The 13,445-nt window shown below is 64.8% G+C and carries 15 protein-coding genes; 11 read left to right on the top strand and 4 right to left on the bottom strand.

Going from position 1 to position 13,445, the window contains the following annotated elements; translation table 11 throughout:
* Positions 1-254: 254 nt before the first annotated feature.
* Positions 255-1,109 carry a glycine betaine ABC transporter substrate-binding protein gene (locus FAS41_RS26740; RefSeq protein WP_024763445.1) on the bottom strand — a complete coding sequence of 285 codons (855 nt, stop codon included), beginning with the start codon at positions 1,107-1,109 and terminating at the stop codon, positions 255-257.
* 286 nt (positions 1,110-1,395) lie between these two features.
* Here FAS41_RS26740 and FAS41_RS26735 point away from each other — a divergent pair, with 286 nt between their 5' ends.
* Together FAS41_RS26735 and FAS41_RS26730 are read left to right on the top strand one after the other, a co-directional pair.
* Positions 1,396-1,617, top strand: coding sequence for a DUF2061 domain-containing protein (locus FAS41_RS26735; protein ID WP_138526368.1), 222 nt, complete (start codon positions 1,396-1,398; stop codon positions 1,615-1,617).
* Positions 1,618-1,691: 74 nt separating this feature from the next.
* Positions 1,692-3,251 (top strand): glycoside hydrolase family 17 protein, encoded by a 1,560-nt coding sequence (locus FAS41_RS26730; protein ID WP_138526367.1) that lies wholly within the window; start codon positions 1,692-1,694, stop codon positions 3,249-3,251.
* On the opposite strand, the gene FAS41_RS26725 is transcribed toward FAS41_RS26730, so the two are convergent.
* On the bottom strand, positions 3,248-3,619 hold the full coding sequence (locus FAS41_RS26725; protein ID WP_138526366.1) for a hypothetical protein: 372 nt from the start codon (positions 3,617-3,619) through the stop codon (positions 3,248-3,250). The genes FAS41_RS26730 and FAS41_RS26725 overlap by 4 nt on opposite strands.
* 112 nt (positions 3,620-3,731) lie before the next feature.
* Between FAS41_RS26725 and FAS41_RS26720 the strand changes: the two genes are divergently transcribed.
* From FAS41_RS26720 to FAS41_RS26700, 5 genes are all read left to right on the top strand, one after another.
* On the top strand, positions 3,732-4,298 hold the full coding sequence (locus FAS41_RS26720; RefSeq protein WP_138526365.1) for a hypothetical protein: 567 nt from the start codon (positions 3,732-3,734) through the stop codon (positions 4,296-4,298).
* Between the two features lie 69 nt (positions 4,299-4,367).
* Complete coding sequence (locus FAS41_RS26715) at positions 4,368-4,853, top strand: GNAT family N-acetyltransferase (RefSeq protein WP_138526364.1); 486 nt, start codon at positions 4,368-4,370, stop codon at positions 4,851-4,853.
* 85 nt (positions 4,854-4,938) lie between these two features.
* A complete protein-coding gene (locus tag FAS41_RS26710) occupies positions 4,939-6,288 on the top strand; it encodes an alpha/beta fold hydrolase family protein (protein ID WP_138526363.1) in 1,350 nt (449 codons plus the stop codon).
* 4 nt (positions 6,289-6,292) lie between these two features.
* Positions 6,293-7,105, top strand: a complete 813-nt coding sequence (locus FAS41_RS26705) for an MlaA family lipoprotein (protein WP_138526362.1) — start codon at positions 6,293-6,295, stop codon at positions 7,103-7,105.
* 141 nt (positions 7,106-7,246) lie between these two features.
* Positions 7,247-8,107 (top strand): pirin family protein, encoded by an 861-nt coding sequence (locus FAS41_RS26700; protein ID WP_138526361.1) that lies wholly within the window; start codon positions 7,247-7,249, stop codon positions 8,105-8,107.
* Positions 8,108-8,218: 111 nt separating this feature from the next.
* Here the strand turns inward: FAS41_RS26700 and FAS41_RS26695 are convergent, their stop codons facing one another.
* Both FAS41_RS26695 and FAS41_RS26690 read right to left on the bottom strand, forming a co-directional pair.
* Positions 8,219-9,406: a patatin-like phospholipase family protein gene (locus FAS41_RS26695; RefSeq protein WP_138526360.1), complete on the bottom strand. Its 1,188-nt coding sequence runs from the start codon at positions 9,404-9,406 to the stop codon at positions 8,219-8,221.
* A 55-nt stretch (positions 9,407-9,461) separates the two neighbouring features.
* The gene (locus FAS41_RS26690) at positions 9,462-10,394 is read right to left on the bottom strand and encodes a lipid A biosynthesis lauroyl acyltransferase (protein ID WP_138526359.1); all 933 of its coding nucleotides are present in this window, start codon (positions 10,392-10,394) and stop codon (positions 9,462-9,464) included.
* A gap of 142 nt (positions 10,395-10,536) precedes the next feature.
* Here FAS41_RS26690 and minC point away from each other — a divergent pair, with 142 nt between their 5' ends.
* The 4 genes from minC (at position 10,537) to FAS41_RS26670 (ending at position 13,325) form a co-directional block, all read left to right on the top strand.
* On the top strand, positions 10,537-11,484 hold the full coding sequence (minC, locus tag FAS41_RS26685) for a septum site-determining protein MinC (RefSeq protein WP_138526358.1): 948 nt from the start codon (positions 10,537-10,539) through the stop codon (positions 11,482-11,484).
* Between the two features lie 61 nt (positions 11,485-11,545).
* Positions 11,546-12,361 (top strand): septum site-determining protein MinD, encoded by an 816-nt coding sequence (gene minD / locus FAS41_RS26680; protein ID WP_017522034.1) that lies wholly within the window; start codon positions 11,546-11,548, stop codon positions 12,359-12,361.
* Entirely contained in the window at positions 12,358-12,612 is a 255-nt protein-coding gene (gene minE, locus FAS41_RS26675; RefSeq protein ID WP_045210300.1) for a cell division topological specificity factor MinE, read from the top strand. The genes minD and minE overlap by 4 nt, the downstream gene beginning before the upstream one ends.
* A gap of 77 nt (positions 12,613-12,689) precedes the next feature.
* On the top strand, positions 12,690-13,325 hold the full coding sequence (locus FAS41_RS26670) for an RluA family pseudouridine synthase (RefSeq protein WP_138526357.1): 636 nt from the start codon (positions 12,690-12,692) through the stop codon (positions 13,323-13,325).
* The last annotated feature ends 120 nt before the right edge of the window (positions 13,326-13,445 follow it).

The raw sequence follows: 13,445 nt of genomic DNA, 5'->3' as shown, positions 1-13,445 counted from the left end.
CGCAAGGCCCGAAGGTCCCCTGCTTTCTCCCGTAGGACGTATGCGGTATTAGCGTTCCTTTCGAAACCTACTTGGACCATGATAAAGCATTAAAAGCCGCCGCCAAGAGCTGCCCCGCTCCACAATAAGACGAGCAGTAGCAAGCACCGATACCACACTGGTTTTATCAAACATGCTGCCAATAAAAAATCCCCCACGAACACCATGGTTCGCGGGGGATTTTTCGGTGTCGCGGGAAAGCAGGGGCTAACGGATTACAGCCACTCCTTCACCCGATCCGGATGCGCCTCGACCCACTTCTTGGCGGCCACTTCCGGCTTCTCGCCGTTCTGCACGGCGAGCATCACTTCGCCGATTTCCTGGCCGTCCTTCCACTGGAATTTCTTCAGGAAGGCCCAGACTTCCGGTGCCTTCTTCTCCAGCGCCGGGTTGGCGACGCTGTCGACGTGCTCTTCTTCGCCATAGACCTTTTTCGGGTCTTCGAGGAACTTCAGTTTCCACTTGGCGAACATCCAGTGCGGAATCCAGCCGGTCACGGCGATGGCCTTCTTGTCGTTCTCGGCGCGGGTCAGCTCGGCGATCATGCCGCTGCCGGAGCTGGCCACCAGCTTGTAGTCCAGGCCGTAGTCCTTGATCGCCTGGTCGGTCTTGAGCATCACCCCGGCGCCGGCGTCGATGCCGACGATGCGACCGCCGAAGTCATCCTTCTGCGCCTTGAGGTCTTCGATGCTGTTGGCTTTCACGTACTCGGGCACGATCAGGCCGATCTTCGCGCCCGGGTAGTTCACGCCCAGGTTGGTGACCTTGTCCTTCATCTTCTCGTAGTAGGCGCCATGGGTGACCGGCAGCCAGGCGGAGAGCATGGCGTCGAGTTTGCCGCGCGCCACGCCCTGCCACATGATGCCGGCGGCCACCGGCATCAGCTTGACCTGGTAGCCGAGCTTCTCGCGCATGATCTCGGCGGCGACGTGGGTGGTCGCCACGCTGTCCGACCAGCCGTCCACATAACCGATGGTGATTTCCGGCTTGGCCGCCGCACCGGCCAGCCCGGCCGCCGCCGACAGCACCAGACCTGCGCCCAGGCCCAACAGGCGTCGCATCATTGTCATGGTTTTCTCCCCGTGATTTTTTCGTTGCAGCGTCCGAGTGGCCCCGGCGCCATTCGCGGTCTTGGCCGCCCTTTCATGATCGGCGCCCGCTGATGGCGAACTGCTCTGAGAGCGACGCCAAACGGTCCGATCCACGACAGAACCCGTCCATCCACGACCGCGCCATTCCATCCACGACGGCGGTGCCGGCCTATCGCCGTCATACAGAGGCTCGATTATCCGTCGGGGTTCCCGAGCAGTAGCCTTCAAGCAACTGAGAATCATTCTCACCCGGAGGATCGCCATCATGCTCAAGACCGTCACCTTCACCCTGATGCACTTCGCCATCGCCTTCAGCGTCGCCTATGCGCTGACCGGCAGCATCACCGTGGGCGGCCTGGTGGCAATCGTCGAGCCGCTGTGCAACGCGGTCGGCTTCCACTTCCACGAGAAATTCTGGAAGCGTATCGAGGGCAACGCCGCAGGCGAGTCGGCGCCGACGCACAACTGGATTCACCGCCACGCCTGAGTGCCCCGCGCGGGCACTGACGGCGGCCAACGGCGTTGCTAAGATGCGCGCCTCGCCACGGTTCGCGTGCCCCCATGCCACAGTCCTCGCGCTTTCCGCTCCTCCCCTACTGCGTCGCCCTGCTGCTTGCCCTGACCGCCCTCTGCGGGCTCTGGTACGGCCTGGGCAAGCCGGTGGTCCTGCCCGACGCGGCCACGCCCACGCACAAGCTGCAATGCGCGTCCTACAGCCCGTTCGCCAAGGACCAGTCGCCCTTCGACCAGCCTTTCGTGCTGCGCCCGGAACAGATGGACGCCGACCTGGCGCTCCTGGCGACGCGCTTCGAGTGTGTGCGCACCTATTCCATGACCGGCCTGGAAGGCATCCCGGCGCTGGCGCGCAAGCACGGCCTGAAGCTGATGCTCGGCGCCTGGGTCAACGCTAACCCGGTGGATACCGAGCGTGAAGTCGAGGCACTGATCAAGGCAGCCAACGAATACCCGGACGTGGTGCAGGCAGTGATCGTCGGTAACGAGACCCTGCTGCGCAAGGAGGTCACCGGGCGTTACCTGGCCGGGCTGATACACAAGGTGAAGACCCGGGTGCGCCAGCCGGTGACCTATGCGGACGTCTGGGACTTCTGGCACCAGCACCCGGAGATTGCCCCGGCAGTGGACTTCATCACCATCCACCTGCTGCCCTATTGGGAAGACAACCCGCGCAGCATCGACGACGCCCTCGCCCATGTGGCGAAGATCCGCGAGGACTTCGGCCGCGAGTTCGCGCCCAAGGACATTCTCATCGGCGAAACCGGCTGGCCCAGCGAGGGCCGCCAGCGCGAAACAGCCCTGCCCAGCCGGGTCAACGAGGCGCGCTTCATCCGTGGCTTCGTGCACATGGCCGAAGAGAAAGGCTGGCACTACAACCTGATCGAAGCCTTCGACCAGCCCTGGAAGCGCCAGAGCGAAGGCGCAGTGGGTGGTTACTGGGGGCTCTTCAGCGCCGACCGCGAAGAGAAAGGCGTGCTCGCCGGACCGGTCAGCAACCTACCGGGCTGGCCGCTGTGGCTGGGGCTTTCCGGTGTGATCCTGCTCGGCGGGCTGCTGGTGGGCGGCCGCCCCGCTTCTGCCCGTAGTGCTTTTCTGCTGCCTCTGGCCGGCGCGTTGGGTGCCGGCTGCATCGGCTTGTGGCTGGAGCTGTCGGTAATCACCAGCCGCTTCTGGGGCGAATGGCTCTGGGCGGCGGCGCTGACCGTCCTCAACCTGCTGGTGCTGCTGCATGTCAGCCTGGCGTTGTCGGACCGCACGGGCTGGCGCCTGGTAGCCTTCGATTGGCTGCAACGGCGTGCCGGCCTGTGGCTGGCAGCTGCCGGTTTCGCTGGCGCAGTGCTGATGCTCGGGATGGTCTTCGATGCGCGCTACCGCAGTTTCCCCAGTGCAGCCCTGCTGTTCCCGGCACTGGTCTATCTGTGCCGTCCGGCTGATGCGCCACGCCGCGAAGCACTGCTGCTGGCATTGATCATCGCCGTCGGCATTCCCGTACAGCTGGCGATGGAAGGACCGAGCAATCTTCAGGCCCTGGGCTGGGCGGCGGTGAGCCTGCTCCTGCTGGGCGCGCTGTTGCGCGGGCGACGTCCAGTAGAACGAAGGGCCTAAGACTCAGCGCCCGGCGCCCGCACCAGGCGCAATCCCGCCAGCACCACCGCGAAGACGGCCAGCCCGGCGTTGTACAGCACCAACGCCGGCAGCGTGACCAGCATTGCCAGCACGGCCAGCCACCAGCCCGCCTGGCGCGGTACAAAGAAGGCCAGCAGCGAAAAGCCCAGCGCGAGCTTGCCGAACACGCCGAAGTGGATCGCCCAGCCCAGTTGCGAACGCACGCCGCATTCCCAGCGCGTGGCTTCATCGGCGCAGAGACCGACCCAGCGACCATCCTCCATCAGCCCGAAACGCACGCCGTAGCTGGCGGCGAGCCAGAGCGCCAAGGCGAGCAGCAGGAGAATCAGGGGCAAACGACGGGACATGGCGCCACTACTCCGGAGCAGGCGGGAAATCGGCGCCCAGCATAACCAGCGCAGGGGCCGATGCAAGAGGGGCCAATCCCTGCGTAAACTTCCCCCACCCACGGAGCCTTCGATGAAGCGATCGACCCTGTTCCTGCTGGTCTGCGTGGCCGCCAGCTTCTGGTGGCTGTGGCCAACCGACCGCCCCCAGGCACCGCAGCAGCACAGCCAGGTGCTGTCCGATGGCGGCTTTCGCGTCGAGCGCTATTCCATCTATCCGTTGCAGGACTTCAGCATCGAGGCTCGCGTGCTGGGCCGCGAGGATTACCGTCTGGGCCGCGAGGCTGAGCTGTCGCCCACCGACCTCGCCCTCGGCTGGGGGCCGATGGAAGACCCGAAAGTACTGGCCGATATCCGCATCACCCAGGGCAACCGCTGGTTCTACTGGCATGCCGACCGGTTGCCGATTCCCCGTCGCGAGCTGGAGACCCACGCCGCCAACATGCACATGATCCCGGCCAATGATGGCGTGGCGCACACCCTGGCCCAGGTCAGCGCCGGCGAGCACGTGCGTTTGTCCGGCAAGCTGGTGCGCGTGGAAGGCGACGACGGCTGGCGCTGGGTCAGCTCGCTGACCCGCGAGGACACGGGCGCCGGCGCCTGCGAGTTGATCTGGGTGGAGAGCCTGGAGCGCTACTGAAGTGACCGGTTGCCAGCAGCGCGAGGCTTTGGTCATGCTCCGGGCATTTCGCTCCGCAAGGAATTACCCATGCCCCACGTCACCCTGCGCCCCGCCGTCCCTGAGGACATCCCGCTGATTCTTGACCTGATTCGCGAACTGGCCGACTACGAAAAACTGGTCCACGAGGTGAAAGCCGATGCCCGGCGCATGCACGACCACCTGTTCGGGCCGCGTCCCTATGCCGAAGTACTGATCGGTGAAGTGGACGGCGAGGCCCAGGGGTTCGCACTGTTCTTCCACAACTACTCGACCTGGCTCAGCCAGCCCGGCCTCTACCTCGAGGACCTCTACGTGCGCCCGGCCGCCCGCGGCGCCGGCCTGGGCAAGGCGCTGCTCACGGAGCTGGCCCGGTTGGCGGTGGAGCGCGACTGCGGGCGCCTGGAATGGTCGGTGCTGGACTGGAACGAACCCGCCATCGGCTTCTACCGCAGTCTCGGCGCACGCCCGCAGGACGAGTGGACCGTCTATCGTCTAACCGGCGATGCCTTGCGTGATCTGGCGCGCAAGGGCTGAAACGCAGATCGCACTTGTGGGAAATGTGCTGGTCTTAATGCGCGGTCACCCTAGAGTTGGCCTCCTCTTGAAAGGACTCCGAACCATGACATTTCTTCGCCGCGTGGCCGCCCTGATCGGCGGCCTCGCACTGGGGCTCGCCGGGCCCGCTTTCGCCCGCGACGTCGATCAGGCCAGCTATGGCTACCCGTTGGTCAACCCATTCGAGGCGACCATCGCCACTACCCCACCGGATCTGCGCCCGCAGTTGCCGTCGGACGACGACATCCGCCAGTCGGACTACGCACTCAAGCTGCGCCCTGAGCGGGAGTACGAGTTGCCGAGCAACTTCTGGCCGGTGAAGAAGCTGCACTACCGGCTGGCCTGGCAGAAACATGAGGCCCCGCTGGTGTTCATCATCGCCGGCACCGGTGCCAACTACTCCAGCACCACGCCGGAGTACCTCAAGCGCCTGTTCTACAACGCCGGCTACCATGTGGTGCAACTGTCCTCACCGACCAGCTGGGACTTCATGGTCGGCGCGTCCCACGTCGCCACGCCCGGCTATACCCCCGACGACGCCGATGACCTGTACCGGGTCATGCAGGCCGTACGCGCGCAGCATCCGGATCTGCCCGTCAGTGATTACTACCTGACCGGCTACAGCCTCGGCGCCCTGCATGCCGCCTTCGTCAGCAAGCTCGATGAAACCCGCCGCAGCTTCAACTTCAAGCGCGTGCTGCTGCTCAACCCGCCAGTGAACCTCTATACCTCGATCAGCAACCTCGACAAGATGGTGCAGACAGAGGTCAAGGGCATCAACGACACCAACACCTTCTACCAGGTGATCCTCGCCAAGCTGACCCGCTACTTCAATCAGAAGGGCTACGTCGACCTCAACGATGCCTTCCTCTTCGACCTGCAGCAGTCCAAGCAGCACCTTTCCAACGAGGAGATGGCGATGCTGATCGGCGCGGTATTCCGCTTCTCCTCTGCCGACATCGCCTTCACCTCCGACCTGATCAACCGCCGCGGCCTGATCACCCCGCCCAAGTACCCGATCACCGAAGGCACCAGCCTGACGCCCTTCTTCAAGCGCGCCATGCAGTGCGACTTCGAGTGCTACATGACCGACCAACTGATGCCGCTGTGGCGCGCCAAGTACGATGGCGGCAGCTTGCCGCAGCTGATCCAGCAGGTCAGCCTCTACGCGCTCGAGGACTACCTGCGCGACAGTCCGAAGATCGCCGTCATGCACAACGCCGATGACGTCATCCTCGGGCCGGGGGACATCGGCTTCCTGCGCCGCACCTTCGGTGATCGCCTGACGCTCTACCCGCGCGGCGGCCATTGCGGCAACCTCAACTACCGCGTGAACGCCCAGGACATGCTGGGCTTCCTCAAGGGACAGGATGCCTCGGCTACCGGCATCGCCACCGCGCAGACAGGGAACTGACTCCATGCCATTCCGCCATTCCTGGACCCTCGCCCTGTTGCTGGCCTGTGGCCTCGCTCAGGCCGAGACGCCGCAACCGGTGAAGACGCCCACCAGCACCAAATTCGACATGGCGCCGGACGAAGACGGCTTCAAGCACCCGCTGGACGCACTGAAGTTCAACCCCGGCCTGGACCAGCGCGAGTTCGAGCGCGCCACCTTCGATGCCCTCAACGTCTATGACCCCTGGGAGTCGTGGAACCGCCGGGTCTACCACTTCAACTACCGCTTCGACGAATGGGTGTTCCTGCCCGTGGTGAACGGCTACGAGTACGTCACCCCGCGCTTCGTGCGCACCGGCGTGAGCAACTTCTTCAGCAACCTGGGCGAGGTGCCGACCCTGCTCAACAGCGTCGCCCAGCTCAAGGGCGAACGTGCCGCCAATAGCACTGCGCGGCTGCTGTTCAACACCATCCTCGGCATCGGCGGCCTGTGGGACCCGGCCACCGCCATGGGCCTGCCCAAGGTCAGCGAGGACTTCGGCCAGACCCTGGGCTACTGGGGCGTACCGGAAGGCCCGTACCTGATGCTGCCGATCCTCGGCCCGTCCAACCTGCGCGACACGGGCGGGCTGGCCACCGACTTCGTGGCCGCTCGCGAAGTGAACTACCTGAACTATTCCGACCTCAGCAGCGACTACTGGGAGCTGCCGGTACTGGAGATCGTCGACAAGCGTTACAGCAACGGCTTCCGCTACGGGCAGATGAACACGCCCTTCGAGTACGAGAAGCTGCGCTACTTCTACACCGAAGCCCGGCGCCTGCAGATCCAGGAGTAAGCCGGAACCGCCGCCCTCGGGCGGCGGTTTGCTTTTTCGACAAACAATCAATTTTATCGATAGTTAATCCGAAAAAATCGCAACCATTTATCCATCCATTGGGACTAGGATGATCTCCATTCACAGATCAAGGAGGTCCCCATGACCCGCTTACGTACCGTGATCGACCAGCACATCGGCCACCCGGCCTCCGACGGCGCCGGCGTGCGCCTGACTCGAGTGATCGGCGGCCCCGGCATCGAGCGATTCGATCCGTTCCTGATGCTCGACCAGTTCGACACGCAGAACCCCGACGACTACATCGCCGGCTTCCCGGCCCACCCGCACCGTGGCTTCGAGACCGTCACCTACATGCTCGAAGGGCGCATGCGCCATGAGGACCACCTGGGCAATACCGGCCTGCTCAAACCCGGTGGCGTGCAGTGGATGACGGCCGCCCACGGCATCATCCACAGCGAGATGCCCGAGCAGGTGGAAGGCGCCATGCGCGGCTTCCAGCTGTGGCTGAACCTGCCGGCGAAGGACAAGCTCTCTCCGGCCGGCTACCGCGACATCGAACCCGAAGACGTGCCCCGCGTAACCACCGCGCAAGGCGTGGGTGTGACCGTGATCGCCGGGCGCTTCGACGATGGCAAGACGGCCATCGATGGCGCTGTACAACGCCCCGGCACCGAGCCGCACTACTACGACCTCGTGCTGCCGGCGGGCGCCTCCGTGGCTCCGCGCATTCCGGCGGGCCATCGGGTGATGCTGTACGTCTATGAAGGATCGCTGCAGGTGCCGGGCGAGCGAGGTGACGAGACCGTCGCCACCAACCGTCTGGTACGCCTGGACCAGGGCGACGAGATCCAGCTGTCCAGCAACAAGGGCGCACGCGTCCTGCTGCTGGCCGGCAAGCCGCTCAATGAACCGATCGTGCAGTACGGCCCGTTCGTGATGAACAGCCGCGAGGAGATCGAGCAAGCCCTGCGCGATTACCGCGATGGGGTTTTCGCGGTCTGACTGAAGCCGGATGAGCTCTCGTAGGATGGGTGGAGCTTGCGATACCCATCGTCCGGAACGACCGGAAAATGATGGGTATCGCTTCGCTCCACACCATCCTACGAATAACTCCTACAGCGACCAGTCTTCCATCCCCAGAAAGCGCGTGATTTCCGCGCGCTTTTCCATGGCATCGCGGTAACCCAGTTCGATCAGCGCATTGCAGTAGCCCGGTTCGAACAACAGGTAGCTGAGTACCCCTGCCCCGCTCGCCTTGGTCGCCCCCGGCCCACGCAGGAACAGGCGCAGCGCCTTGGGCAATTCATGGCGGTACTGCGCGGCGATCTCGTCCAGCGGCCGACTCGGTGAAATCAGCAATACATCCACCGGCGCCAGCCCCAGCGTCGCGCGGCGCGCTTCTTCGGGCACCAGCGAGCTGAGGAAGTTGATCCGGTGCAGCAGTTCGATATCGCCTTCCAGGCTGTCGATGAAGGTGCTGTTCAACAGGTGGATGCCCACCTGTGCCAGGCTCGGCGGCTGGCCCGTGCGGTAGTTGGCCACCTGCTCGTTGGCACTGCCCACCGTGGGGTTGCCGCTGACACCGATCACCAGCACGCGGTTGGCGCCCAGGTGCAGCGCCGGACTGATCGGCGCCTGCTGGCGCACTGCGCCGTCGCCAAAGAACTCGCGGAAGATCTTCACCGGGCGAAACAGCAGCGGAATTGCCGAGCTGGCCAGCAGGTGCTCGATCTGCAGCCGCGTCGGCACGCCGATGCGACGGTGGCGCAGCCAGGGATCGATGGTCGCGCGGCCCTGGTAGAAGGTCACGGCCTGGCCGGACTCGTAGCCGAATGCGGTCACCGCCACCGCGCGCAGGTTGCGCCGGCGCACGGCGGCGGCGATGCCGGAGAGATCCAGTTCGCGTTCGAGGAGATAACGCAGCGGTGTGCTGTCCAGTAGCGCCACCGGTTCGCGCTTGCCTAGCCCCAGCAGGCTGTGGCCAAGAAACTTGAAGGCCTGGCTGAACACACCGGGCCAGTCGGAGCGATAGACCTGCCCGGTGCGAAAGCCCTTCCAGACCTTGGTCAGGCGCTCCACCGCGCCGGTAAAGGACAACGCCCCACAGGCCAGCCCGACGGCATTGATGGCGCCGGCGGAAGTGCCGACGATCACCGGAAACGGATTCTCCGCGCCCTCAGGCAACAGCTCGGCGATGGCGGCCAGCACGCCGACCTGATAGGCCGCCCGCGCACCGCCGCCGGAGAGGATCAGGCCGGTAACGGCCGGAGATTGCTGCGGGAGAGTGGCGGAGTCGGTCACGGCAGAAGTCCTTGTCGCGTCGTTTCCAGCTTAGGCCGCCAGAGGAGTGAACGGCCTACTTCTTCTTGTCGTAGAGCTTCGGCTCGCCCTCGGGGCGGCTCTTGAAGCGGCGGTGCGCCCAGAGGTACTGCTCGGGCTGGCGACGAATCTCGCTCTCCACCCACTGGTTGATGCGCAGGCAATCGGCCTCCTCGCTCTCGCCGGGGAAGTCCTCCAGCGGCGGGTGGATGGTCAGGCGGTAGCCGGAACCATCGGCCAGGCGCGACTGGGTGAACGGCAGCACCAGGGCGCGGCCCAGTCGGGCGAACTTGGTGGTGGCGGTGACAGTGGCCGCCTGGATGCCGAACAGCGGCACGAACAGGCTCTGTTTGATCCCATAGTCCTGGTCCGGCGCATACCAGATGGCGCGGCCGGCGCGCAGCACCTTGAGCATCGCGCGCACGTCCTCGCGCTCGATGGCGGTGGCATCAGCGTTATGCCGCTCGCGGCCGGTACGCTGGACGAAATCGAACACCGGGTTATCGTGCTCGCGGTACATGCCATCAATCGTCTGCACCTGGCCCAGCAACGCTGCGCCGATCTCCAGGGTGGTGAAATGCATGGCCATGAGGATCACGCCCTTGCCTTCGGCCTCGGCCTTCTTCAGGTGCTCGATGCCTTCGATATGGGCGAGCCTGGCCAAACGGGCCTTCGGCCACCACCAGCTCATGGCCATCTCGAAGAAGGCGATGCCGGTGGAGGCGAAGTTCTCCTTGAGCAGGCGCTTGCGCTCGGCGGCGGAGAGCGCCGGGAAGCACAGCTCCAGGTTGCGCGCGGCTATCGCCCGGCGACTGCCGACCACGCGGTACATCACTGCGCCGAGCGCACGGCCCAGGCCCAGCAGAGTCGGGTACGGCAGCTGCACCACCAGCCAGAGCACGCCGAGACCAAGCCAGAGCGGCCAGTGGCGGGGATGGAGGAACTCACGGCGAAAGGTGGGGCGGTCCATGGAACTTTCCGGCTAGGGCAAAGCCCGACATTCTACCCTGCCGGCACGTCCCGTGCCTCACGCGGTCCTAGCCATCGGCCACGCTTGCGGCTGCCGGGGCGGTCCGCTATAAGTCCAACCATTTTGATGACGCAGTCCGACCATGAGCCAAGCTGACCTTCTCGACCACGATCCCGTATTCCAGCTCAAGGGCAGCATGCTGGCCGTCACCGTTCTGGAACTGGCCCACAATGACCTGCCGCGCCTGGACCGCCAGTTGGCCGACAAGGTCGCCCAGGCGCCTAACTTCTTCCGCGATACCCCGCTGGTGCTGGCGCTGGACAAACTTCCCGACGGCGAAGGCCAGCTCGACCTGCAAGGCGTGCTGGACATCTGCCGTCGCCATGGCCTGCGCACCCTGGCTATCCGCGCCAGCCGCGAGGAAGACATCCGCCTGGCCACCATGTTCGACATCCCCGTGCTGCCGCCGTCGGGCTCCTCCCGCGAGCGCGCGGTCGAGCCCAAGGATGCCGTCCCGCAGGTAACTGGCGCCGCGCCGGTACGTCGCCCGCGTGGCGAGAAACTCTCCGAAAAGGTGGTCGAGCAGGCCGCCGGCGCCGGTGTGCAAGCCGAGAAACCGGCCAAGCAGACCACCGAGGCCAAGCCGGAGAAACCGAAAGAGGCAGCCGCCGAGCCAACCGACGCAGCCCAGGAGCCGGCGAAGGAAGCCGCTGCGGAAGCCGCTCCGGAAAAACCGGCCGAGCCGCCGGCGCCGGTCGTCCGTCCGACCAAGCTGGTCACCACTCCGGTACGCGGCGGCGTGCAGATCTACGCCGCCGGCGGCGACCTGATCGTGCTTGCTCCCGTCAGCCCCGGCGCGGAACTTCTCGCCGACGGAAATATCCATGTGTACGGTCCGATGCGCGGTCGTGCCCTGGCCGGAGTCAAGGGCGACACCAGCGCACGTATTTTCTGCCAGCAGCTGGCCGCCGAACTGGTGTCCATCGCCGGTAATTACAAGGTCGCCGAAGACCTTCGACGCAGTCCGCAATGGGGGCAGGCGGTGCACGTCAGCCTGTCGGGTGACGTGTTGAACATCACCCGCCTTTAACGGATACTGCCGCGACTTTCAGGGACCAGAATTCTTCGTTTTTTCTTTGGGGTGAATCACCTTGGCCAAGATCCTCGTAGTCACTTCCGGTAAGGGTGGCGTCGGTAAAACCACCACCAGCGCAGCCATCGGCACCGGCCTGGCCCTGCGCGGCCACAAGACCGTCATCGTCGACTTCGACGTAGGCCTGCGTAACCTCGACCTGATCATGGGCTGCGAACGCCGCGTGGTTTACGACTTCGTCAACGTCATCAACGGCGAAGCGACCCTGACCCAGGCCCTGATCAAGGACAAGCGCCTCGAGAACCTGTTCGTGCTGGCCGCCAGCCAGACCCGCGACAAGGACGCACTCACCCAGGAAGGCGTCGGCAAGGTCATCGAAGAGCTCAAGCAGTCCTTCGACTACGTGATCTGCGACTCCCCGGCCGGCATCGAGAAAGGTGCCCATCTGGCCATGTACTACGCCGATGAGGCGATCGTCGTGACCAACCCGGAAGTCTCCTCGGTCCGCGACTCCGACCGCATGCTCGGCCTGCTGGCCAGCAAATCCGCGCGCGCCGAGAAAGGCGAGGACGCGATCAAGGAACACCTGCTGCTGACCCGCTACAACCCCGAGCGCGTCACCAAGGGCGAAATGCTCGGCGTCGAAGACGTCGAGGAAATCCTGGCCATCCGTCTGCTCGGCGTGATCCCGGAATCCCAGGCGGTGCTCAAGGCATCCAACCAGGGTGTACCGGTCATCCTCGACGAAGAAAGCGATGCCGGCCAGGCGTACAGCGACGCCGTCGAGCGACTGCTGGGCAAAGAAATGCCCCACCGTTTCCTCGACGTGCAGAAGAAAGGATTCCTGCAGAGACTGTTCGGAGGACGTGAATGAGCCTTTTAGATTTCTTCCGCAGCCGGAAGGCGCAAAACAGCGCATCCATCGCGAAAGAAAGACTCCAGATCATCGTCGCCCACGAGCGCGGCAACCGTTCGCAACCGGACTACCTCCCGCAGCTGCAGAAAGACCTGCTGGAAGTGATCCGCAAATACGTGCCCATCGACCAGGAACAAGTCCAGGTCGAGCTGGCCAACCAGGGCAGCTGTTCGATCCTGGAACTCAACATCACCCTGCCGGAACGTTGATCCGGCATCGGTGAACCTGCGGCGGCCTCGGCCGCCGCAGTCGTTTTCGTCTTTATTATTCGCGCAATAGAGCTTCCATGCCGCTTTCCCAGATCGAATTCGTCCATGAGGACGCCGCCCTCCTGGTGGTGAACAAGCCCACCCTGCTGCTCTCCGTGCCCGGCCGCGCGGACGACAACAAGGATTGCCTGATCACCCGCCTGCAAGAGAACGGCTACCCGGAAGCGCGCATCGTCCACCGCCTGGACTGGGAAACCTCCGGCCTGATCGTGCTGGCCCGTGACGCCGACAGCCACCGCGAACTGTCCCGCCAGTTCCACGACCGCGAGACCGAGAAGGCCTATACCGCACTGTGCTGGGGCGAGCCGGAGCTCGACAGCGGCCGTATCGAAGCGCCGCTGCGCTACGACCCGCCGACCAAGCCGCGCCATGTGGTGGACTTCGAGCAGGGCCGCCATGCGCTGACCTTCTGGCGCGTGATGGAACGCCACGGAAACTGGAGCCGCGTGGAGCTCACGCCGATCACCGGCCGCTCACACCAGCTGCGCGTGCACATGCTGACCATTGGTCACCCCCTGCTCGGTGACCGCCTGTATGCCGAAGGCGAAGCCCTGGACCTGCGCGACCGCCTGTGCCTGCACGCCAGCATGCTGGCCCTGACCCACCCGCAGACCGGCGAGCGCCTGCGCTTCGAGTCTCCCGCGCCGTTCTGATTTTTTCTCGCAGGAGCGGGCTTGCTCGCGAACCGCCCTGCACCTGTGTCGCCGGCGAAAAACCTTCGCGGGCAAGCTCGCTCCTACAGGGTCCTACCCAGGCCGCAGATTAGCGCATTT

The organism is Pseudomonas nicosulfuronedens, from assembly GCF_005877905.1.
Classification (GTDB): domain Bacteria; phylum Pseudomonadota; class Gammaproteobacteria; order Pseudomonadales; family Pseudomonadaceae; genus Pseudomonas; species Pseudomonas nicosulfuronedens.
This window is presented reverse-complemented; position numbering and strand designations above follow the sequence as displayed.

Excerpts from the sequence above, each read along its gene's own strand:
- FAS41_RS26740 (WP_024763445.1), bottom strand. The coding sequence starts at position 1,109 with ATGACAATGATGCGACGCCTGTTGGGCCTGGGCGCAGGTCTGGTGCTG.
- FAS41_RS26725 (WP_138526366.1), bottom strand. The coding sequence starts at position 3,619 with ATGTCCCGTCGTTTGCCCCTGATTCTCCTGCTGCTCGCCTTGGCGCTC.
- FAS41_RS26735 (WP_138526368.1), top strand. The coding sequence starts at position 1,396 with ATGCTCAAGACCGTCACCTTCACCCTGATGCACTTCGCCATCGCCTTC.
- FAS41_RS26690 (WP_138526359.1), bottom strand. The coding sequence starts at position 10,394 with ATGGACCGCCCCACCTTTCGCCGTGAGTTCCTCCATCCCCGCCACTGG.
- FAS41_RS26705 (WP_138526362.1), top strand. The coding sequence starts at position 6,293 with ATGCCATTCCGCCATTCCTGGACCCTCGCCCTGTTGCTGGCCTGTGGC.
- FAS41_RS26670 (WP_138526357.1), top strand. The coding sequence starts at position 12,690 with ATGCCGCTTTCCCAGATCGAATTCGTCCATGAGGACGCCGCCCTCCTG.
- FAS41_RS26710 (WP_138526363.1), top strand. The coding sequence starts at position 4,939 with ATGACATTTCTTCGCCGCGTGGCCGCCCTGATCGGCGGCCTCGCACTG.
- FAS41_RS26715 (WP_138526364.1), top strand. The coding sequence starts at position 4,368 with ATGCCCCACGTCACCCTGCGCCCCGCCGTCCCTGAGGACATCCCGCTG.
- minE (WP_045210300.1), top strand. The coding sequence starts at position 12,358 with ATGAGCCTTTTAGATTTCTTCCGCAGCCGGAAGGCGCAAAACAGCGCA.
- FAS41_RS26700 (WP_138526361.1), top strand. The coding sequence starts at position 7,247 with ATGACCCGCTTACGTACCGTGATCGACCAGCACATCGGCCACCCGGCC.
- FAS41_RS26720 (WP_138526365.1), top strand. The coding sequence starts at position 3,732 with ATGAAGCGATCGACCCTGTTCCTGCTGGTCTGCGTGGCCGCCAGCTTC.
- minC (WP_138526358.1), top strand. The coding sequence starts at position 10,537 with ATGAGCCAAGCTGACCTTCTCGACCACGATCCCGTATTCCAGCTCAAG.
- FAS41_RS26730 (WP_138526367.1), top strand. The coding sequence starts at position 1,692 with ATGCCACAGTCCTCGCGCTTTCCGCTCCTCCCCTACTGCGTCGCCCTG.